Source organism: Methylocystis sp. S23 (genome assembly GCF_054106005.1).
Window position 1 is genome coordinate 467,781 of the sequence record NZ_CM134185.1, and the last position, 17,842, is coordinate 485,622.

19 protein-coding genes are annotated in these 17,842 nt (G+C 66.6%); 12 read left to right on the plus strand and 7 right to left on the minus strand.

What is annotated here, in order from left to right:
- The first annotated feature begins 638 nt into the window (after positions 1–638).
- From ACV7JP_RS02460 to ACV7JP_RS02480, 5 genes are all read left to right on the plus strand, one after another.
- On the plus strand, positions 639–1,457 hold the full coding sequence (locus ACV7JP_RS02460; RefSeq protein ID WP_457797674.1) for a hypothetical protein: 819 nt from the start codon (positions 639–641) through the stop codon (positions 1,455–1,457).
- A 42-nt stretch (positions 1,458–1,499) separates the two neighbouring features.
- A complete protein-coding gene (locus ACV7JP_RS02465; RefSeq protein ID WP_457797675.1) occupies positions 1,500–2,033 on the plus strand; it encodes a restriction endonuclease in 534 nt (177 codons plus the stop codon).
- A gap of 81 nt (positions 2,034–2,114) precedes the next feature.
- Positions 2,115–2,846: a DUF1614 domain-containing protein gene (locus ACV7JP_RS02470; protein WP_457797676.1), complete on the plus strand. Its 732-nt coding sequence runs from the start codon at positions 2,115–2,117 to the stop codon at positions 2,844–2,846.
- Between the two features lie 90 nt (positions 2,847–2,936).
- On the plus strand, positions 2,937–3,173 hold the full coding sequence (locus tag ACV7JP_RS02475; RefSeq protein WP_457797677.1) for a hypothetical protein: 237 nt from the start codon (positions 2,937–2,939) through the stop codon (positions 3,171–3,173).
- Between the two features lie 158 nt (positions 3,174–3,331).
- The gene (locus tag ACV7JP_RS02480; RefSeq protein ID WP_457797678.1) at positions 3,332–4,390 is read left to right on the plus strand and encodes an SGNH/GDSL hydrolase family protein; all 1,059 of its coding nucleotides are present in this window, start codon (positions 3,332–3,334) and stop codon (positions 4,388–4,390) included.
- Between the two features lies 1 nt (position 4,391).
- Here ACV7JP_RS02480 and ACV7JP_RS02485 read toward each other — a convergent pair whose 3' ends face one another.
- Positions 4,392–5,237, minus strand: a complete 846-nt coding sequence (locus ACV7JP_RS02485) for a DUF1217 domain-containing protein (RefSeq protein WP_457797679.1) — start codon at positions 5,235–5,237, stop codon at positions 4,392–4,394.
- Positions 5,238–5,291: 54 nt separating this feature from the next.
- Positions 5,292–6,113, minus strand: coding sequence for a cell envelope integrity EipB family protein (locus ACV7JP_RS02490; RefSeq protein ID WP_457797680.1), 822 nt, complete (start codon positions 6,111–6,113; stop codon positions 5,292–5,294).
- 202 nt (positions 6,114–6,315) lie between these two features.
- Between ACV7JP_RS02490 and ACV7JP_RS02495 the strand changes: the two genes are divergently transcribed.
- The 3 genes from ACV7JP_RS02495 to ACV7JP_RS02505 all read left to right on the plus strand — a co-directional run bounded on the left by ACV7JP_RS02495 (position 6,316) and on the right by ACV7JP_RS02505 (position 8,328).
- On the plus strand, positions 6,316–6,798 hold the full coding sequence (locus tag ACV7JP_RS02495; protein WP_457797681.1) for a RidA family protein: 483 nt from the start codon (positions 6,316–6,318) through the stop codon (positions 6,796–6,798).
- Positions 6,795–7,562 (plus strand): glycerophosphodiester phosphodiesterase family protein, encoded by a 768-nt coding sequence (locus tag ACV7JP_RS02500; protein WP_457797682.1) that lies wholly within the window; start codon positions 6,795–6,797, stop codon positions 7,560–7,562. Before ACV7JP_RS02495 ends, ACV7JP_RS02500 begins: the two co-directional genes overlap by 4 nt.
- 73 nt (positions 7,563–7,635) lie before the next feature.
- Positions 7,636–8,328 carry a tetratricopeptide repeat protein gene (locus ACV7JP_RS02505; RefSeq protein WP_457797683.1) on the plus strand — a complete coding sequence of 231 codons (693 nt, stop codon included), beginning with the start codon at positions 7,636–7,638 and terminating at the stop codon, positions 8,326–8,328.
- 42 nt (positions 8,329–8,370) lie between these two features.
- Here ACV7JP_RS02505 and ACV7JP_RS02510 read toward each other — a convergent pair whose 3' ends face one another.
- The 3 genes from ACV7JP_RS02510 to ACV7JP_RS02520 all read right to left on the minus strand — a co-directional run bounded on the left by ACV7JP_RS02510 (position 8,371) and on the right by ACV7JP_RS02520 (position 12,385).
- The gene (locus ACV7JP_RS02510; RefSeq protein ID WP_457797684.1) at positions 8,371–9,939 is read right to left on the minus strand and encodes a SulP family inorganic anion transporter; all 1,569 of its coding nucleotides are present in this window, start codon (positions 9,937–9,939) and stop codon (positions 8,371–8,373) included.
- Between the two features lie 38 nt (positions 9,940–9,977).
- A complete protein-coding gene (locus ACV7JP_RS02515) occupies positions 9,978–10,613 on the minus strand; it encodes a carbonic anhydrase (protein ID WP_457797685.1) in 636 nt (211 codons plus the stop codon).
- Positions 10,614–10,846: 233 nt separating this feature from the next.
- Positions 10,847–12,385, minus strand: a complete 1,539-nt coding sequence (locus ACV7JP_RS02520) for an NAD(P)H-hydrate dehydratase (RefSeq protein ID WP_457799017.1) — start codon at positions 12,383–12,385, stop codon at positions 10,847–10,849.
- A gap of 120 nt (positions 12,386–12,505) precedes the next feature.
- On the opposite strand from ACV7JP_RS02520, the gene ACV7JP_RS02525 reads away from it, so the two are divergent.
- Positions 12,506–13,021, plus strand: a complete 516-nt coding sequence (locus ACV7JP_RS02525; RefSeq protein ID WP_457797686.1) for a transposase — start codon at positions 12,506–12,508, stop codon at positions 13,019–13,021.
- A gap of 98 nt (positions 13,022–13,119) precedes the next feature.
- Here ACV7JP_RS02525 and ypfJ read toward each other — a convergent pair whose 3' ends face one another.
- Positions 13,120–14,016: a KPN_02809 family neutral zinc metallopeptidase gene (ypfJ, locus tag ACV7JP_RS02530; protein ID WP_457797687.1), complete on the minus strand. Its 897-nt coding sequence runs from the start codon at positions 14,014–14,016 to the stop codon at positions 13,120–13,122.
- 221 nt (positions 14,017–14,237) lie between these two features.
- On the opposite strand from ypfJ, the gene ACV7JP_RS02535 reads away from it, so the two are divergent.
- Positions 14,238–14,726, plus strand: coding sequence for a hypothetical protein (locus ACV7JP_RS02535; RefSeq protein ID WP_457797688.1), 489 nt, complete (start codon positions 14,238–14,240; stop codon positions 14,724–14,726).
- Positions 14,727–14,752: 26 nt separating this feature from the next.
- Here ACV7JP_RS02535 and ACV7JP_RS02540 read toward each other — a convergent pair whose 3' ends face one another.
- A complete protein-coding gene (locus tag ACV7JP_RS02540) occupies positions 14,753–15,577 on the minus strand; it encodes a TIGR00282 family metallophosphoesterase (RefSeq protein WP_457799018.1) in 825 nt (274 codons plus the stop codon).
- A gap of 234 nt (positions 15,578–15,811) precedes the next feature.
- Here ACV7JP_RS02540 and ACV7JP_RS02545 point away from each other — a divergent pair, with 234 nt between their 5' ends.
- Together ACV7JP_RS02545 and ACV7JP_RS02550 are read left to right on the plus strand one after the other, a co-directional pair.
- Positions 15,812–16,993, plus strand: a complete 1,182-nt coding sequence (locus ACV7JP_RS02545) for an aminodeoxychorismate synthase component I (RefSeq protein WP_457797689.1) — start codon at positions 15,812–15,814, stop codon at positions 16,991–16,993.
- Positions 16,945–17,769: an aminotransferase class IV gene (locus tag ACV7JP_RS02550; protein ID WP_457797690.1), complete on the plus strand. Its 825-nt coding sequence runs from the start codon at positions 16,945–16,947 to the stop codon at positions 17,767–17,769. Before ACV7JP_RS02545 ends, ACV7JP_RS02550 begins: the two co-directional genes overlap by 49 nt.
- The last annotated feature ends 73 nt before the right edge of the window (positions 17,770–17,842 follow it).

The window sequence follows — 17,842 nt, forward strand, 5'->3', positions numbered from 1 at the left end:
AAGAGAGGCGCCCCGACCGTAACGGCGGGGCGTTTGAGCCGGTTGGCCGGCTCTCCTATCTCGGGAAAACGCCCCGACGCCGAATGCAAGCGCGGGGCGTTTTATTTTTCGAGGTGTTCTTAGCACACCCACTCCCAGTCGCCGATCCGGTCATCCCAAACCCAGCATATGCCGGGATCAAGGGGATGACCCGGCCTGCTCCAGTCCCGGTGCTGATAGCGCCAGGGGCCGCCATAGGCCTGGACGTCGCCAGAATAGGCATAGTTTCCAGCGCGCCGGGCCTGAGCCGCGGGAGCGGCCGCCAGAAGCGCTGCGATTGTCAGAAGCGTGAGTTTGCGCATGTCCGCCTTCCACACTGAGGCGTCGGCAATTAGGGCGCTTCGCCGATCTCTCAAGGATTCACCGGGGCGTACGCGACGCGCAAATATCCGTCATCCAAGGACATTTCCAAAAAGTTGTATATTTGTTCGAGTTTCGTGCATGGCGCGCACTAAGTCCAAGCCGGCACAATGAAATTTTCAGGTTCCGGAAGCGTTCTTCCAGAACGCGAACGCGACTGCTCGGCTCCTGCGAGACTCGCCCGGTTCTTGCTTTTCACGCGCTTGGCGCGCTTAAATGCGCCTTTGCAGAGGGTGACGATGTCCGAAGAGCTGAGCGTGCTGGTTTGCGGGATTGGCGAGGAAGCCTCGGCGACGGCGCGCACGCTGTTCGCGGAGGGTTATGCGGTCGCGCTCTGCCGCTCGACGGCGCCTCTCGTCTTGCGACGGCGCATGTGTTACGCCGACGCCTGGTATGACGGCTACGCTCAGCTCGACGGGATCGAGGCCCGGCGCGCCGACGTCAATTCCGAATTCATGCTCGGCCTTCGGACCCGCGACTTCATTCCCCTGCTGAGAGGCGGGCTGGAGGAAGCGCTCGAGCGCTGGCCCTGGAACGTGATCGTCGTCGCGAAAGAGGACAAGGAGCCCGAGCCTGTGGGCCTGCGCGACCTGGCGGAGCTCGCCGTCGGGCTCGGGCCGAATTTCACGCCGGGCCTCGACTGCGACCTCGCCATCGAGACCGAGGGGCATGATCCCGGCGCCATCGTCGCTCCGGGAGAAGCGCGGGGCAATGTCCGGCCGCGCCGGACCGCGCCTGAGCACGCTTTCGCCTGCGCGCCGTCGGCGGGCCTGTTTCGCGCGCATCTGACGATCGGCTCATCCGTCGCGGCGGGCGAGACGCTCGGCCGCGTCGGAGACGCCGCGATTCCGTCGCCGGCCGCCGGCCGCATCAAGGGCCTGGCGCGCAAGGAGCAGGCGGTGGTCGAAGGCTCGCCGGTGGTCGAAATCGCGCTCGATCCCGGCGCGCGCGTCGCCGGCGTCAGCAGCCGCAACAAGCTCGTCGCGCGCGGGGTCGCCTTCGCCATCGAGATGGAGAATGAAGGCATCGAGCCGTTCTCCTTCGAGAATTGGCGCTGAGCCTCGCGACGCGCGACAGGATTGTCGAATTCCCGACAAGACATGACGCCCCGGCGGCAAAAGGACGGCGTCGCCGTCTGGGTCGTCTGGATTTTCGCCTTCCTGGCCCTGGCCGGCTTTTTCTGGCCGCGCATGCCCGGGCTCGCCTTTATGGGCCTCGCATTGTTCGGCGTGCTTCATCTCGCCGTGCTCGTCTATGAGGAGATCGCGGAGCCGCGGTTCCGCGAGGACATGACCCCCGGAGAATTCGAGCATTATTGCGCCGCGGCGCTGCGGCGGGCGAAATGGCGCGCGCATGTCACGCCGGCGAGCGGCGACCAGGGCGTCGACATCGTGGCCGAGAAGCGCGGCCTCCGCATCGTCGTCCAGTGCAAGATGTATTCGAAGCCGGTCGGCAATCGCGCGGTTCAGGAAATCGCCGCCGGCGTCGCCCATGCGGAGGCGCAGCGGGGCGTCGTCGTCACCACGATCGGCTACACGCCGGCGGCGGAGGCGCTGGCGGAATCGAATGGCGTCCTGCTGCTTCACCACTCCGAGCTGCGTCGCATAGACCGGCTGCTGCAATCGCGAAGATAGCCCGTCCGGAGTCGCTCTCCCCTCATGGAAAAACCCGCGCGCCGCTCCATTTTCCAGCCGAAGGCCGGAAAGGAGCATGGAATGCATCTGGGCGACGCGCAATATCTGCCGGTGGCTCCGCCGATCTTCTTTCTGCTCGCAGGCGTCGTGGCGATCCTCGTCGTCCTCGTACAGTTGCGCATCCTGCAATACGCCTATACGCAGCTCGGCGTCAGCTCGCAGACGGCCGTCTTCCTGCTCATCGCGTCGCTGCTCGGCAGCTATGTGAACATACCGATCGCGTCCCTCGGGGGCGGGCCTTTCGTCAGCGAGCGCGAGATCGTCTATTTCGGCATCCCCTATATGGTGCCGCGCGTCCTGGCGCCGCAAACCGTCCTCGCGGTGAATGTCGGCGGCGCCGTGATCCCGACGCTGCTGTCCTTCTTCCTCTTGTCGCGGAACGCCCTGTGGGTAAGAGGACTCGTCGCGGCCGCCTGCGTCGCGGCGATCAGCTACGCTTTCGCCGAGCCGGTGCGCGGAATCGGAATTGCGCTCCCGATCTTCGTCGGCCCGCTTGCGGCGACGATCGTCGCGGCCGTCGTCTCCTGGCGCAATCTCGCGCCTCTCGCTTATGCGGGCGGCAGCCTCGGCGTGCTGATCGGCGCCGACCTTCTCAATCTCGACAAGCTCGCCGGCCTCGGCGTCCCGCTGCTGTCGATCGGCGGCGCCGGCACATTCGACGGCATCTTCATGACCGGCGTCCTCTCGGTGCTGCTCGCCAGCCTGATCGGCGGTGGGGCCCGAAGCGCGGAAAGCTACGGCGCGTCGCGATAGAAGGGCGCAGCCCGGCCGTCGAGAGGCCACTTGCGCGAAGGGCCTCGCAGTGGCAGGAAACCGCCCGATCGGCGGTTTCCGAGGTTGAGCATGAATCGACTCCTGATTATCTGCCTTGTCGGCCTCGTCGCTCCCCTCGCGACCCAAGCTGCGAGCCGCGACGTTTCGCGGCCGGCGAAGACCCTGACAACGAAGAAAGCGGCGCGCCCGCTCGTCGCCGGAGAGCCAATCGAGCCGATGAAGGCGCCCGAGGAAAGGAGCGGCGTGGGCTGGAGCGGCTTTTATTTCGGCCTGAACGCCGCCGCGGCCAGCGAGGCGAATCGCTGAGGTCTTCCGGCTACGTTCCGGCGCGCGTCGGAAGAGCGCGGAATTTTGAGAGCAGGGCAGTCGGGCGAACAAGGCGGTTAGCCGCCCCATGCCTCTCCTTTACGGGGAGGTCGGCGCCCGGCATTCACCCGACGCCCTAATTTTAAGAGGTTTCCGGCTTGCACATTCTCCTGCTGGGAGGCTCCAACGCCGGCGTCAAGGACGGCTGGGCCGCGCAATTCGCCGAGATGGCGGCCGATCACCGCATCGAGAACCGCTTTCTCGGCGCGGTCGGCTCGCTCTACGGGCTGATGGCGCTGATGAAGCGCGCGCGCGACGGCGCCGCCATGCCCGACCTCGTCATCTTCGAATATTGCCTGAACGACATCCTCCTGTGCGAGGCGGGCGTGCTGGGGAGCGCGCTTGTCGAGGACGCGCTCGACGCGGTGATGGATTTCTGCGCGCTGAGAGGCGTCGGGCTCGTCTTCCTGTGCCTGGAGCCGCGCCCAGGCGAGGATGGCAAGCCGCGCAGCAAGGCCATTCGGAAGATACGGAAGCTCTATGAGGCGGCGGCGCGGCGGCGCGCCGTTCCCGACCTCTGGCTTCGCGGGATTTTCGCCGAAGGCCTCGCGGCCGCGCATTTCCAGGATGAAAACCATCTGTCGACCGACGCCGCCGGTCGAGTCGCGCGCGCTTTATTCGCGCGGATCGAACAGGGCGTCGCCGCGCCGTCGCCATCGCCGAAGAAGGTCGATCGCTTTGACTATGTCGACGCCACGCAGACCCTCGTTCAGGGTCCCTGCGCGCTCGACAATTTGTCGTCGCGCGTCTTTGAGGGGCAATTTCTTGAAATCGCCCGCGGCGGAACGAGCTTCTGGCCGGGCGAAGGTTCGCTTGTCGCCCTGATGCTCCAGTCGAACGACAGGAGCGGCCCCTACAGCATCCGTTCCGGCGAACGCGCCTGCCGGAAAACGCCGCGTTCGCAAATGCAAGACATCGTCCGCAAGCTGATGCTGCTGCATTACGTCACGGGAGAGATTACGGCGCGGGGCGAGGTGGAGATCTCCATGCCGGCGGATGAAGCCGCGCTGATGCGCCTGCCCGCCAATAAGGGACTTCTCGAAGCGCCCCCGATCGCGCCTTTCGCCGAGCAGACGCTCGCCATTCACGGGCTGATCTTCTGGCGCAAGGGCTCCCTGCTGTCGCGCCTGCGCGCCTTCGTCGCGCGCGCGATATGAATCACCCGCGCAGGGCGTTCTGCCTGCGCAAGATCAGGGAAATGTCGACGCCGGCGGGGCCGTCCGATTCCGCCAGGGACGCGCCGAAAAGAATGGCGTTGGCGTTCGTCACGGATGGCGGCGTCGCGCCCGGATTCCGCATGTCGTACATCGCCGAGAATCGGGCGATGAAGGCCGCGAGCTTCTTGGCGTCCTTGAAGTCGTCTATGTTGATCTTCGCTTTCAGAAGCCGCGCCTGCGTGTCGACGGGCTGCGAGGATGTGCGCGACGAAATGTCGAGCGCGGTCTGCACGACCTGCAGCAGCTTCTTGTCGGCGAGCACGCCGTAAATGCTGGTGAGCCGCGGCGCGTTCTCCCGGAAATAGAGCGCGAGCTCGACGCCCGGATTCTGCTTCCCCTGCTCGGCCTGCATCGCCTGCTCGACATAGCGGCCTGTGACGGTCTCCGAGAGGCTCGCCGACGCAACCGCCTTGCCCTTGCCCGCATAGTCGAAGGCCTTGGCGAAAGCGAGGATTCCGGGGTCGCGCAGCGTGTTCGCGAGCGCCCGGGGATCCTCGACGCCCTGCTCGAGCGCCTTGCGCATCATTCCGACGGCGTAGGTCTTGTCGCCGAGTCCAAACGCTTTCATGGCGTAATTGAAGAGACGGCGATTCTTCAGCAGCGCCTCCGCGGAAGTCGCCTTGCCGATATTCGCCTGAAAATATTTCGTCTCCGCGGAAACGTCCGGCGCCCTGGCGGCGATGGCCCGCCATCTGCCGAGATCGCTGGAAATTGCGAGATAAGAGCCGATCGTCGTCATGGCGCCCCCTTCGAGAAGCGCAACCCGCCGCGCGCTTTCGGAGAGCATGCTACACGGCAGGCTCCCTCTCGGAGGAACAATCTCCGCGTCGACATTAAGAAGCTATTTCTTGCAGACCGCCGCCGGCTGGACCGTAAGCTCCGTCATTTCGCCTTTGAGAACGAAATCGCCGTAATCGAGCTTGAGCGCGCGCGACACGCCGTTCTCGTACAGATCGAAAGACAGAATGTAGATGGGCTGTCCGTCGCGCTTGCCCGGCTCGAAATAGGAAATGGCGACGCGCCAGCGCTTCATTCCCTTGAGCGCATCGGCCTGCGCCGCCTTCTCGGAGGCGGGCGCATTCACGGCCTTGCCGAGAACCGTCAGCGTGTCGAACGCTTTGTCGCCCTCGCCCGTCCCATCATAGACTCGCGCCTCCAGAAGCGTTTCCTCCTTGCGCGCCGCGTCGATAATGTGGCGCAGATGCTCGCTGGGGAACAGGGCCGGACCGTCAATGTCGAGGCGCCCGCGCTTGGGCCGGGCGAGATCGACATTGACGCGCGCATCCTTGCCCTTCTGCGCCTTGCCGTCCACTTCCTCCGCGGAGGCGTTGTCGACCTTCGTTTCGACCTTGAAGCGATAGCCGGACGCGTCCAGCGCTTCGAAGGTGGCGGAGCGCATGTCGGAAAGCTTCGTTGCGCCTTCCGCCGGCTGAAGCTCGGTGATCTGCCGGAAGTTCTGCACATAGCCGTCGCAGGAGGCGGCGAAGTCGAAGACGATGCGGCCGCGCGCCTGGGCCGGCGCTTTCGCGCCCGTCGCCTTGTCGAGCGTGAGCTCGTAAACGGCGCGATGCGAGGCGAGCGGCGGCGCTTCCGCCCTGGCCGGAAAGGACGGCGATAGGCTCGCGGCGAGAGCGGCGGCGAGAAGCGCGCGCGAATGAGTCATGAGACGATTTCACCCGGGAAGAAGAGGCGCCGCCATTGCGTCGCGACTACGCTGAAATTAGGGTCAGCTCCGCGCTGGAGCAAATGTTTTCTGGCGCGCGTTCCGCTCTCGCGGGCTCGCGCGGGCGACAGGAATTCGCGCTGAACGCAATCGTCCGGCCGGCTTTTGCGCGATGTGCGCCAACGCCAAAAGGAAAGCGATCATGTCAAATCCCACGAATGAGACGCCGGCGGCGCGGCTCGCGGCGCTCGGGCTCGTTCTGCCGCCCGCCGCCGCGCCGGTCGCCAATTATGTTCCCTATTCGCGCACGGGAAATCTTCTTTTCGTCTCCGGCCAGCTTCCGATGGCGGCCGGCGGCCTCGATCCGGCGCATAAGGGCAAGCTCGGCGCGAGCGTGTCCCTGGAGAACGGCCAGGGCGCCGCGCGGCAGGCGGCGCTGAACGTGCTCGCGCAGGCGAACGCCGCCGTCGGCGACCTCGCTCGGCTCAAGGCGGTGCGCATTGGCGGCTATGTGAACTGCGCGCCCGATTTCGGACAGACGCCCCAAGTCGTGAACGGCGCCTCGGATCTCTTCGCGGCCGTGCTCGGCGAGAACGGCCGGCATGCGCGTTTCGCGGTGGGCGTCGCGCAGCTTCCGCTCGACGCCGCCGTCGAGATCGAGGGCATTTTCGAGATTCTCGGTTGAGCGCGCTCGACTGGCTGACGGCGCGTCCGATCGCGCATCGCGGACTGCACGACCCCTCGCGCGGCGTGATCGAAAATTCGATCGGCGCCGCCCGCGCCGCCATCGCCGCCGGCTTCGCCATCGAATGCGACGTGCAGCCGACGCGCGACGGCGAACTCGTCGTCTTCCATGACGACACGATGGAGCGACTGACCGGCGCTCAAGGCAAAGTCGCCGCTCTCGACGCGGCGGCGCTGTCCGCGATCCCTCTCAAAGGATCCGGAGAGACCATTCCGACCTTCGAGGCGTTTCTGGCGGCGGTCGCCGGCCGCGCGCCGCTCGTCGTCGAGATCAAGAGCGGTTTCGACGGCGATCTCACCGCCGCCAGACGCGCTGCGGAAACGCTTTCGCGCTATCGCGGCCCCGTCGCCGTCGAAAGCTTCGATCCCGAGCCGATCGCATTTCTGCGCGCGCAGGCGGCGGCGCTCGGGATCGCGCATATCCCGTTGGGAATCGTCGCGGAGGCCGCTTATGACGGCGCGGACTGGGCGGCGCTCTCGCCCGCGCGTCGCGACGAGATGACCCATTTCCTGCATTATCGGCGCACGCGGCCCGACTTCCTTTCCTGGAACGTCGGAGATCTTCCCCACGCCATTCCGTTCCTTCTGCGCGAAGGCCTGCGCCTTCCCGTCACGGTTTGGACGGTCCGTTCGCACGATCGGGCCGAGGCGGCGGCGCCTTGGGCGGATCAGATCGTCTTCGAAAGCTTCATTCCCGCATTGTGAGCGAACGCACGGCGGTCCTGAAGCGCCGCGGCTAGCTTCCCCTTCGACATTGAAAGCTTCGAAGGAGGAGGCCGTGTTCGCCTTCGCAAAACATTTCGTGGCGTGCTGCCTTGCGGCGTCGATCGTGACCTCGGCGCAGGCCGAAGAGAAGACAAAGCTGAACGAGCCGGAGGCGCGCGCGCTCATGGCCGCCATGGATCGCGAGCAGACCATGCTCGCAAGCTATCAGAGCTGCCCGGCCGAAATCTTCCGCTCGGCCGTGACGCTCGGGAGCTTCTTCGCCGCCAAGGAAGAGGCGACCGAAAAAGCATGCGCGCTGAACCCGGCCGGCTGCCTGAGCGCGTGCCTCACGAGACATAGCGAGGATCATTGCTATCGGCTGGCGCTGGCGCTTCAGGAGCGCGAAGATCTCGTTCCGCCGCGATATGCGCAAATCCTCTTCGCGGCCGCTTGCGCGCAGGGCGAGCCGTCCGGCTGTACGAATCGCGCCGCGCATCTGCGCAACGCGATGGAAGCGAGCGACCCGCTGCAACGGCTGACGGGCGACGAGCTCGCGGCCTGCGAGCATCGCAGCTTCAAGATCGCCTGCAAGAATGACGATGGCTGGGGCTGCGCCATGCTTGGGCAGAGCTACCGCTACGGCGAAGGAACCCAAAGGAACGAGGCCGCCGCGCGCCGATTCTACAAAAAGGCCTGCGCGCGCGGGCCCGACTCCCAGGCATGCGGCTTCGCGAGAGCGGATCTCGACGAAATGCGGCGGCAATGAATCAGACGGCGGCGAGAAAGCCTCGCCGCCGCGAAAAAGCCGTCAGGCCGGGGCGAGGGCGCCATTCGCCGGCGCCGCCATGCCCTTCACATTCTTCAGCTCGACATGGATATTGTTGTCGCTCGCGGCCTTGATGAAGTCCTCGAGCGTCTCCATGATGTCCTGGTCGATGAAGGTCGCGCGGGTTCCGTCGATGACGAGGAAGCTGTCCTCCTCGATATCCTCCAGAATATTGCGCAGCGGCGCCTTGTTGAGGAAGGACACGTCCTTCTGCAGCCGCAACAGATAATTCTTGCCGTCGCGCGTGAGCGTGAAGGCGGAGTGGTAATTGCCGTAGAGCACGAAAAACAAGCCGACCGCCATGCCGATCGCCATGCCCTTCAAAAGGTCCGTCATCAGGATCGCGGCGATCGTGACGGCGAAGGGGGCGAACTGGTTGAAGCCTTTTTCGTACTGTTCCATCACCAGCTTCGGCTTGGCGAGCTTGTAGCCCGTGAGCAGCAGCACCGCCGCCAGGCAGGCGAGCGGAATCATGTTGAGCACGACGGACAGGAACATCACGCTGAGCAGCAGCAGCCATCCATGCACGATGCAGGCGACCTTCGTATGCGCGCCGGCGTCGATGTTCGCCGAGCTGCGGACGATGACCGCCGTGATCGGCAAGCCGCCGATCATGCCGCTGATGAAATTGCCCACGCCCTGCGCCTTGAGCTCCTGATTGGTCGGGGCGGTGCGCTTGAGCGGATCGAGCTTGTCCACGGCTTCCAGGCTCAGGAGCGTCTCGAGGCTGCCGACCAGCGCGAGCGTGCCGGCGGTGACATAGACGTGAAGGTCCGTCAGGCCGCTCAGGCTCGGGAAATGGATTTCGCCGAGGAACTGAAGCGGGCCCGCGATCTCCGGCAACGTGACGAGATGCTGGGGCGCAATGGCGAACCACGGCGCGACCGCCTGAGCGATCTGGTTGAAGATGACGCCGAAAATGACCGCGACGAGCGGTCCCGGGATAACGGCGAGGCGACGATTGTCCCTGATCAACTTGGAGTCCCACAAAAGCAGGATCGCAATCGAGACGATCGAGACGACCGTCGCGCCCGGCGAGACGGAGTCGAGCGACGACCAGAGCAGGGAGAAGGTCGTGTGGCTGTCGCCCTCCAGGAAGGAGAGGTCGCTGTCGGCGTCCGCGTCATAACCGACGGCGTGCGGCAATTGCTTCATGATCAGGATGAGGCCGATCGCCGCGAGCATTCCCTTGATGACCGCCGAAGGGAAGTAGGCGCCGATCACGCCCGCGCGCGCAAAGCCCATCGCGATCTGAATGAGGCCCGAAAGCGCGACGGCGAGCAGCATGCCGTCCAGTCCGAGCTTCTCCACAGCGGCGGCGATGATGACGGTGAGGCCCGCCGCCGGACCGGACACGCTGAGTTGCGAGCCGCTGACGACCGACACGACAAGGCCGCCGATGATGCCGGCGATAACGCCGGAAAAGGGCGGCGCGCCCGAAGCCACGGCGATGCCGAGGCAGAGCGGCAGAGCCACCAGAAACACCACAACCCCCGCCGGAATGTCGTGATCCAGATAGCGGAAATAGTAATCGAGATGCTTGCGAAGCACGGCTGAAGTCTCCTGTTCAGTCGTTCGGTGAGCTGGCGCTACTGGTCCCACTCGTAGATGCGATCGATCTTGCTTTCGGGACCAAGCGTGATGAGCTGCTTGAGAAGTCCATCGTCGAGCGCATAAACCCAGCCATGCACCAGCGGCCGACTCTCGCTCTTCCAGGCGTTCTGAACGATGGATGTGTAGGACAGATGATTGACCTGCTCGATCACATTGAGCTCGACGAGACGGTCGGCCTTCGCCTCGAAGGCGCTGATCGCGTCGAGCTCCTCGCGATGCAGGCGGTAGACGTCCTTCACATGCAGCAGCCATTTGTTGAGCAGCGTGAAATCCGAGCGCTGATGCGACAGCGCCGCTTTCACGCCGCCGCAATTGTAATGGCCGCAAACGATGATGTGCTTCACCTTCAGGACCTGCACGGCGTATTGAACGACGCTGAGGCAGTTGAAGTCTGTCGCAATCACCTGATTGGCGATGTTGCGATGCGCGAAGATGAGCCCCGGCTCCGCATTGACGATGATGTCGGCGGGCACGCGGCTGTCGGCGCAGCCGATCCATAGAAACTCGGGCTTCTGGCCGCGCGCCAGCCGCTCGAAATAGTCAGGTTCCCTGTGCTTCGTCTCTTCGGCCCAGGCCTTGTTCTCCAGCAGGAGCTTCTCATGTGACCGCATTTGTCGTTCGCTCTGTCCATCCGTTGGTCGCGCCGGGATAATTTCCGCCAACCCCGTCGCGCCCGCGCCCTGTGTTGTGGAGGCTGTTTGTGAAGCTTCTCTAACACTGCCGCGTAACCGGCCCAGTCTAGTCAGACCTGGCGGGCCAGACAAGGAGCGCAGGGCGAAAGCGATAGTTCCACCGAATTTTTCTTTTGTGACGCCAGCCGTCCGGATGAAACGTCCGAAAAGCTTCACTGCCCGGCGCCGGAAAGTTCGCGCCATACTTGCGGCAGAGTCGAAATAATGTCGTCGGCGATGAGGCCCGGCCCGAACAGCTCCGCCGCCCGCGCATGCATCCAGACCGCGCAGGAGGCGGCCAGAAAGCCGTCCATCCCTTGCGCGAGCAGGCCGGCCACGACGCCGGTCAGGACGTCGCCCGAGCCCGCGGTCGCGAGCCAGGGGCTCGCCCAGGACAGAATCGACGCGCGGCCGTCGGGGGCGGCGACCACCGTATCGGGCCCCTTGTAGAGCAGCACCGCCCCGCTCACGCGGGCCGCGTCGCGCGCCCTGTCAAGCTTCGAGCGCAGCGCGCGGTCGCTGTTGCATTCGGCGAAGAGCCGCGCGAATTCGCCGGCATGCGGCGTCATGACCACCGGCCCGGGCGCCGCGCGCGTCGCGCGCCAAAGCCGGAAGGGATCGCCCTCGAAACTCGTCAGCGCGTCGGCGTCGAGCACGGCCGCGCGGCGATAGGCCTGCGGCGTCAGCGCCACCTCCGCCTGCCGGCAGCTCTCCTCGGAAACGCCCAGCCCCGGGCCGATCGCCACGGCGTTCTTGCGTTCGTCCGCGAGCACGACGGCGAGCCCCTTGGCCCCATCCGCCGGCCGGACCATCACGGAAGTGAGCGCGCTCGCATTGACGGGCAGCGCGTCGCTGGGGCTCGCGAGGGTCACGAGCCCCGCCCCCGCGCGCAGCGCCGCGGCCGCCGACAGCCGCGCCGCCCCCGTAAAGGACGCGCCGCCGGAGACGACCAGCGCGTGGCCGCGCGTATATTTATGCCCTTCCACCTTCGGGCGCGGCAGGGCGGAGAGCCAGAGGTCGGGCGTATTGACGAAGGTCTTCACCGCCATCGATTCGAGCGTCGTCGCGCGGATGCCGATATGGGCGCAGGTGAGCTTGCCGCAGCGCGAGCGGCCCGGCAGCAGAAGGTGCCCCGTCTTCACGCGGAAAAAGGTGACGGTCTCGTCGGCCTCCACCGCGGCCCCGCGAATCGCCCCGGTGGTGCCGTCGACTCCGCTCGGAATATCGACGCTGACGACGTTCTGCCTGGTTTCGCGGCGCCATTGATTGAGGCGGTTGACCAGAGCCTGCGCGGCGGGGTCGAGATCGCGCGCGAGGCCGGTCCCGAAAAGGGCGTCGATGACGAGATCGACGCCGTGGAAGTCGCACTCATCCGCCGGAAGAAGCGTGCCGGTCCAGCCGGCCGCCGCCCGCGCGGCGTCGCCGCGGAGCTGATCGGGCGGGACGAGCGAGGCGACGCGCACCTTGTAGCGCTGCGCCTTGAGCAATCGCGCGGCGACATAGCCGTCGCCGCCATTATTGCCCGGCCCGCAGAGCGCCAGCACGCGCCGGCCGCTGGTGCGCTGAAGGATGCGCGTCGCCACCTTGGCGAGCGCGACGCCGGCGCTCTCCATCAGCTCGATGCCCGACACGCCGCTCTCGATCGTGAGGCGATCGGCGCGGGCCATCTGATCGGTTGTGAGAACTTCGAGCGGAAAGGGACTCAGCGGCATGGGCGCGATGGTGGCCGAAGGCGGCGGCCGGCGCAATGGGCGCGCCCACGGATTGGCGTCCAAGCACGATTATTTGGCGCCACATTCCGTCGCGCTCTTGTTTCGGCTATGCATCCCTCGATGCTGACAGCCATTCTTCTCGCCTATGACGCGCCAGCCCAGCCCTTGCGTCGCGACGCCGTCGCGCGCAGCCTCGCGTCTCTCGTCGAGGCCTGCGTCCAGGGACTCGTCGCCGACGCCGTGCTCGTGGGCGCGCCGGGACGCGGGCTCGAGCGCGTCGCGGACGAAGCGGGCTGCGCGCTTGTCGAGGCGCCCGGCAAGGAGGAAGGGCTGGCGCGGGCGCTCGACCTCGCGCGCCACGAGGAGGCGCTGCTGCTGCTCGCCGGACACGCCGTCGAGCGCGGCTTCGTCGACGAGGTGAACGACGCCTTCGCCTATGGCGCGGGCGGGCGGTCGCTGGTGCTGCGCGCGGCGCCGACCTCCTTCCTCACGCGGCTCGCGCCAAGCCTGGCCGAGCCGGTGGGAATCATCGCGCGCAAGACCGCGCTGCGAAGCGCCGCCAGCGGGGATTTGAAGGTGCTTGCAAGGCGGCTGCGCGGCGCCGAACTGAAGAGCAGCGCGCGCCGGACGTTCTGAACGGAAACGTCGGGAAACCGTCATTGCGACGCGGCGATCCGGCGCCGCGACACGGCTCCTGGATTGCTTCGCTTCGCTCGCAATGACGGGCGTATCGCCTACCGGCTGAAGGTGTTGCACTCGTCGACGCGGCCGCTCTTCAGGCCGCGCAGCAGCCATTCCGTGCGCTGCGCGGAGGAGCCGTGAGTGAAGCTGTCGGGCACGACATAGCCGCGCTGCGCCTTCTGAAGCCGGTCGTCGCCGATCGCCTGAGCGGAGGCCACGGCCTTCTCGATGTCGCCCTCCTCCAGGAAACGGTTGCGGGCGTTGCCGTTATTGGCCCAGACGCCGGCGAGGCAATCGGCCATCAGCTCGACGCGGACCGAAAGGGCGTTGGCCTCGGCCCGGCTGCTCGCGCGGGCCTGGGCGCGCTGCACCTTGGGCAGGATGCCCAGCAGATTCTCGATGTGATGGCCCATCTCATGCGAGATCACATAGGCATAGGCGAAATCGCCGCCGCCGCCGAAACGCTGCTTCATGTCGCGGAAGAAGGAGGTGTCGAGATAGATGCGCTGGTCGATCGGGCAATAGAATGGCCCCATGGCCGACTGCGCCGCGCCGCAGCGCGAATCCGTGACGCCGTCGAAGAGGACGAGGCGCGGGGCGCGGAACTGGATTCCCTTCTGCTCGGGCAGGACCGCCGACCAGACCTCCTCATTGGAGCCGAGCACCTTGGCGACGAACAACCCCATTTGATCGGTCGGCTGGGACGTCTCGTGCGGCCGGTCCTGACGCACGACCTGCCCGCCGCCGCGCATCTTGCCCAGCATCTCCGCGCCGCCGATCAGCAGGGCGGGATTAATGCCGAGCGCCCAGCCGATAATGCCGAGAATGACCATGGTCCCGAGGCCGATGCCGCCGCCGCCCATGCTCGGCCCGCCGCCGAACATGCCGCCGCCCTCTTCGCCGCGGCGGTCCTCGACGTTCTCGGATGTCTGTAGATCTTCCCATTTCATATGGCCGGCTCCGCTCGCGTCGCAGCTTATGTTTCTGCGCTATTTAATCGACCTTCGCCGCCAATGGTAGGCGCCTCCGCGCCCGCCTTCTCCTCGCGCCGCGGTCGGACGGGCGACAACGCGCCACCTTTTGCGAGGTTAACAAAAGTTTTACAAGCCTTGCCGCTTGGGCTCCCGCGACGGTCGATCGTGGGGCCGACAACGTTAATGGGGCTGACGATATGTTTGCGACCAATAAAGCTTTTTCCTTCCTCTTCGCTCTCGCCTTCGCGCTCGCCGCCGCCGCGCCGGTCCGGGCGCAGGACGCGCAGGGCGCGATCTATGATCCGCTCGTCGACCGCGACGCCAAGGGGTTCAAGGAAAAGAAATACGCGAAGGACCTCGCCTTTTGCCGCGATCGCGCCGCGCCGCAGGAGAGCGGCGCGCGAACCGGGCAGGCGCAGGCGGCCGCCGGCGCGCAGCAGGCGACCGCCGGCGCGGCGCTTTCGGCGGCGGCGAATGTCGCGCGCTACGCGCCCGTCCCCGGCCTCGGCGCGGCGACCGGCCTCTTCACGGGAACGGGCGCCGCCGATGCGGCGGGCGCCGCCATCGGCGCGAGCGGCGCGGCGCAAAGCGCGCAGGGCGCGGCGGCGGCCGACGCGGCCGCGCAGGACTATGTGCTGGTGGTCAATCGCTGCCTGGAGCGCCGGGGCTATGTGCTGCTGCGCTGAAGCGGAGGCCTCACAAGCCTTAACCGCTACGGCGCGCCCCATTCCTGCGGCCATTCCTGCCGCAGCCTTCCGCCGAGCCGCACGGGCGAGATCATCGCCGCGAGTCCGTCCTTGCCCACCTCGATCGCCACGCCGCACAGCGTCGCCTCGCCATTGGCCGGCTCGTAGCGGGAGCCCGGCGTCTTGCGGATGAAGCGGCGCAGCGGCTCCTCCTTTTCCATGCCGATGACGGAATCATAGTCCCCGGTCATGCCGGCGTCGGTCAGATAGGCCGTGCCGCCGGGCAGGATCTGCGCGTCGGCGGTCGGCACATGGGTGTGCGTGCCGACGACGAGCGACGCCCTTCCATCGACGAAATGGCCCATGGCCATCTTCTCGCTCGAGGTCTCGGCGTGCATGTCGACGACGATCGCGTCGCAGCCGACGCCCAGCGGGCAGGCGCCGAGCTCCTTCTCCATCGCCGCAAAGGGGTCGTCGATCGCGTCCATGAAGACGCGGCCCATCGGATTGACCACGAGCACCTGCTGGCCCCGCGCGGCGGCGAAGAGATTCGCCCCCCTGCCCGGCGTGCCCGGCGGATAGTTGATCGGCCGCAGCAGGCGCGGCTGGCGCTCGATGAAGACGAGAGTTTCGCGCTGGTCGAAAGCGTGGTTGCCGAGCGTCACGCAATCGACGCCCGCATTCACCATCTCCTCGCAGATGGCCTCGGTGATGCCGAAGCCGCCCGCCGAATTCTCCCCGTTGCAGACGACGAAATCGAGCGCCCATTTTTCGCGCAGGCGCGGGACGTGGCGGGTCACCGCCGCGCGGCCGGAGCGGCCGAGCACGTCGCCGATGAAGAGTATGCGCAGGGGTTGCGGGGGTTGCGAGGCGGACATGGCCTTCAATAGCCCGCCCCGGGCCCGAGATCAAAACCCCCTCGGCTTCCCGTCGACGAAATCCGATTGCGGAAACGCGCGGCCTTTCATAGGGGAAGGCGGGCCTCCCCGTAAAAGGGGAGGCAGGGGCGCCGGACATGCAAGATTGCTATTCACCCGATCGTCCTGGTCTTATGTAACATCTTCGTGAAACGAGCCCCCCGAGAAATGCCCGACGCCGACGCCAAGCCCCTTGCCCCGACGCAGCTCCAAGCGCCGGCGCGGCCCTATGTCGTGTTCGAGGACGGGCGCGAGGGCGGCCGGGCGCTGCTTTTCGACGAGCCCGAGGAGATCATCGTCGCCCGAGAGCCGAGCGAGGCCAGGGACGCCTTCGCCCGAATGGAGGCGGCGACAAAGCGCGGGCTCTATCTCGCGGGCTACGCCTCCTACGAGCTCGGCTATGCGCTGGAGCCAAAATTCTGGACGCAGACGACGCCGCGCCCGCGCGCGCCGCTTCTGCTTTTCGGCGCCTTCAAGGCCCCCAAGCCCTGGACCTTGCCGCCGGCGGAAGGCCCCGCCCTCAAAATCCCGCTGACCCCCGCCTGGACGGAGGCGGAATATGCCGAGCGCTTCCAGGCGTGCATCGACTACATCTTCGCGGGCGACGTCTATCAGATCAATCTCACCTTCCCGCTCCATGGCCGCCATGAGGGCGATCCGCTCGCCCTTTATCGCGGCCTGCGCAAGCGCCAGCCCGTGGCCTATGGCGGCGTCGTGGCGCTCGGCGAGGAGACGGTCGTCTCCCTGTCGCCGGAGGTCTTCTTCGAGGCGCATGGCCGCCATATCCGCGCCCGGCCGATGAAGGGCACGGCGCAGCGCGGCTTCATGCCGACCGAGGACATGGCCCGCGCCCAATATCTCGTCGAGGACGAGAAATCGCGCGCCGAAAACCTCATGATTGTCGATCTGCTGCGCAACGATCTTTCGCGCCTCGCGGAAGTCGGCTCGGTGAAGGTCACCGACCTCTTCACCGTCGAGACCTATCCGACGCTGCATCAGATGACCTCGGGCATCGAGGCGCGCCTTCGCGACGACGTGACGCTCGCCGACCTCTTCACCGGGCTTTTCCCCTGCGGCTCGGTGACGGGCGCGCCGAAGATCCGGGCCATGGAAATCATCCGCGATCTCGAATGCGCGCCGAGAGGAGTCTATTGCGGCTCGCTGGGGCTCATCGCGCCCGACGGCGACCTCCGCTTCAACGTCGCCATCCGCACCCTGACGCTCTTTCCCGACAACGAGCTTGTCTGCAATGTCGGCTCGGCGGTCGTCGCCGATTCGCGCGCCGCCCAAGAGTATGAGGAATGTCTGATCAAGGCCCGCTTCCTGACCGGGGCGAAGACTTCGGACTGATCGAAACCCTGCTCTGGACGCCGGGGGAGGGCTACGCCCTGCTCCCCGAGCATCTCGCCCGCCTCGCCGCGTCGAGCGCGGCGCTGGGCTTTCGTCACGACGAGGAGAAGGTGAAGACGGCGCTGGAACGCGCTGTTCCAGATTTTGTCGCCGACGACGCTTCCCCCTCTCCCCGCCCGCGGGGAGGGCCGGGGCGAGGGGCAGGCGGCGACGGGGCGCTTGCCCCTCACCCCGGCCCTCTCCCCGCAAAGCCCGCCGAAAGACGGGCGTCTTTCGACGCTCTTTGCGGGGAGAGGGAGCAGATTCCCGCCCCTGCCGAGCGGCTGCGCGTTCGGCTTGTCCTTTCCCGCGACGGCGCGATCGAGGTGAGCAAAACGCCCATCGACGCCGTTCCGCCCGAAGCCGTCTGGCGCGTCGCGCTTGCGGAGCGCCGTTTCGACTCGGCCGACCCCCTGCTACGGCACAAGACGACGCGGCGCGCCCTCTATGAGGAGGAGCTCGCGCGGGCCGTGCAGCGGCACGGTGCCGATGAAGTGTTGTTTCTTAACGAGCGCGACGAGCTTTGCGAAAGCGCGCGCTGCAATCTCTTCGTCCCAGGCGACGGCGTCCTGCTGACGCCGCCGCTTTCCTGCGGGCTTCTGGCCGGAACGCTGCGCGCGGCCCTGCTTGCGCAAGGCCGCGCGAGGGAAGCGGTATTGCGCATCTCCGATCTTCCGCCCGACTTCTACTTAGGCAATTCCGTCCGCGGACTTGCGCGCGCGGCGCGGCGCCCTTAACGCGCCATTCGTCATATTCGAAAGCATGAATGGCGACCGCCAAAGCTTAGGCGCCCGCTTAACCGGACCTTTA

Coding starts and splice junctions, on each gene's coding strand:
- ACV7JP_RS02460 (WP_457797674.1), top strand. CDS start 639: ATGTCCGAAGAGCTGAGCGTGCTGGTTTGCGGGATTGGCGAGGAAGCC.
- ACV7JP_RS02465 (WP_457797675.1), top strand. CDS start 1,500: ATGACGCCCCGGCGGCAAAAGGACGGCGTCGCCGTCTGGGTCGTCTGG.
- ACV7JP_RS02470 (WP_457797676.1), top strand. CDS start 2,115: ATGCATCTGGGCGACGCGCAATATCTGCCGGTGGCTCCGCCGATCTTC.
- ACV7JP_RS02475 (WP_457797677.1), top strand. CDS start 2,937: ATGAATCGACTCCTGATTATCTGCCTTGTCGGCCTCGTCGCTCCCCTC.
- ACV7JP_RS02485 (WP_457797679.1), bottom strand. CDS start 5,237: ATGCTCTCCGAAAGCGCGCGGCGGGTTGCGCTTCTCGAAGGGGGCGCC.
- ACV7JP_RS02490 (WP_457797680.1), bottom strand. CDS start 6,113: ATGACTCATTCGCGCGCGCTTCTCGCCGCCGCTCTCGCCGCGAGCCTA.
- ACV7JP_RS02495 (WP_457797681.1), top strand. CDS start 6,316: ATGTCAAATCCCACGAATGAGACGCCGGCGGCGCGGCTCGCGGCGCTC.
- ACV7JP_RS02515 (WP_457797685.1), bottom strand. CDS start 10,613: ATGCGGTCACATGAGAAGCTCCTGCTGGAGAACAAGGCCTGGGCCGAA.
- ACV7JP_RS02520 (WP_457799017.1), bottom strand. CDS start 12,385: ATGCCGCTGAGTCCCTTTCCGCTCGAAGTTCTCACAACCGATCAGATG.
- ACV7JP_RS02525 (WP_457797686.1), top strand. CDS start 12,506: ATGCTGACAGCCATTCTTCTCGCCTATGACGCGCCAGCCCAGCCCTTG.
- ypfJ (WP_457797687.1), bottom strand. CDS start 14,016: ATGAAATGGGAAGATCTACAGACATCCGAGAACGTCGAGGACCGCCGC.
- ACV7JP_RS02535 (WP_457797688.1), top strand. CDS start 14,238: ATGTTTGCGACCAATAAAGCTTTTTCCTTCCTCTTCGCTCTCGCCTTC.
- ACV7JP_RS02545 (WP_457797689.1), top strand. CDS start 15,812: ATGCCCGACGCCGACGCCAAGCCCCTTGCCCCGACGCAGCTCCAAGCG.
- ACV7JP_RS02550 (WP_457797690.1), top strand. CDS start 16,945: ATGTCTGATCAAGGCCCGCTTCCTGACCGGGGCGAAGACTTCGGACTG.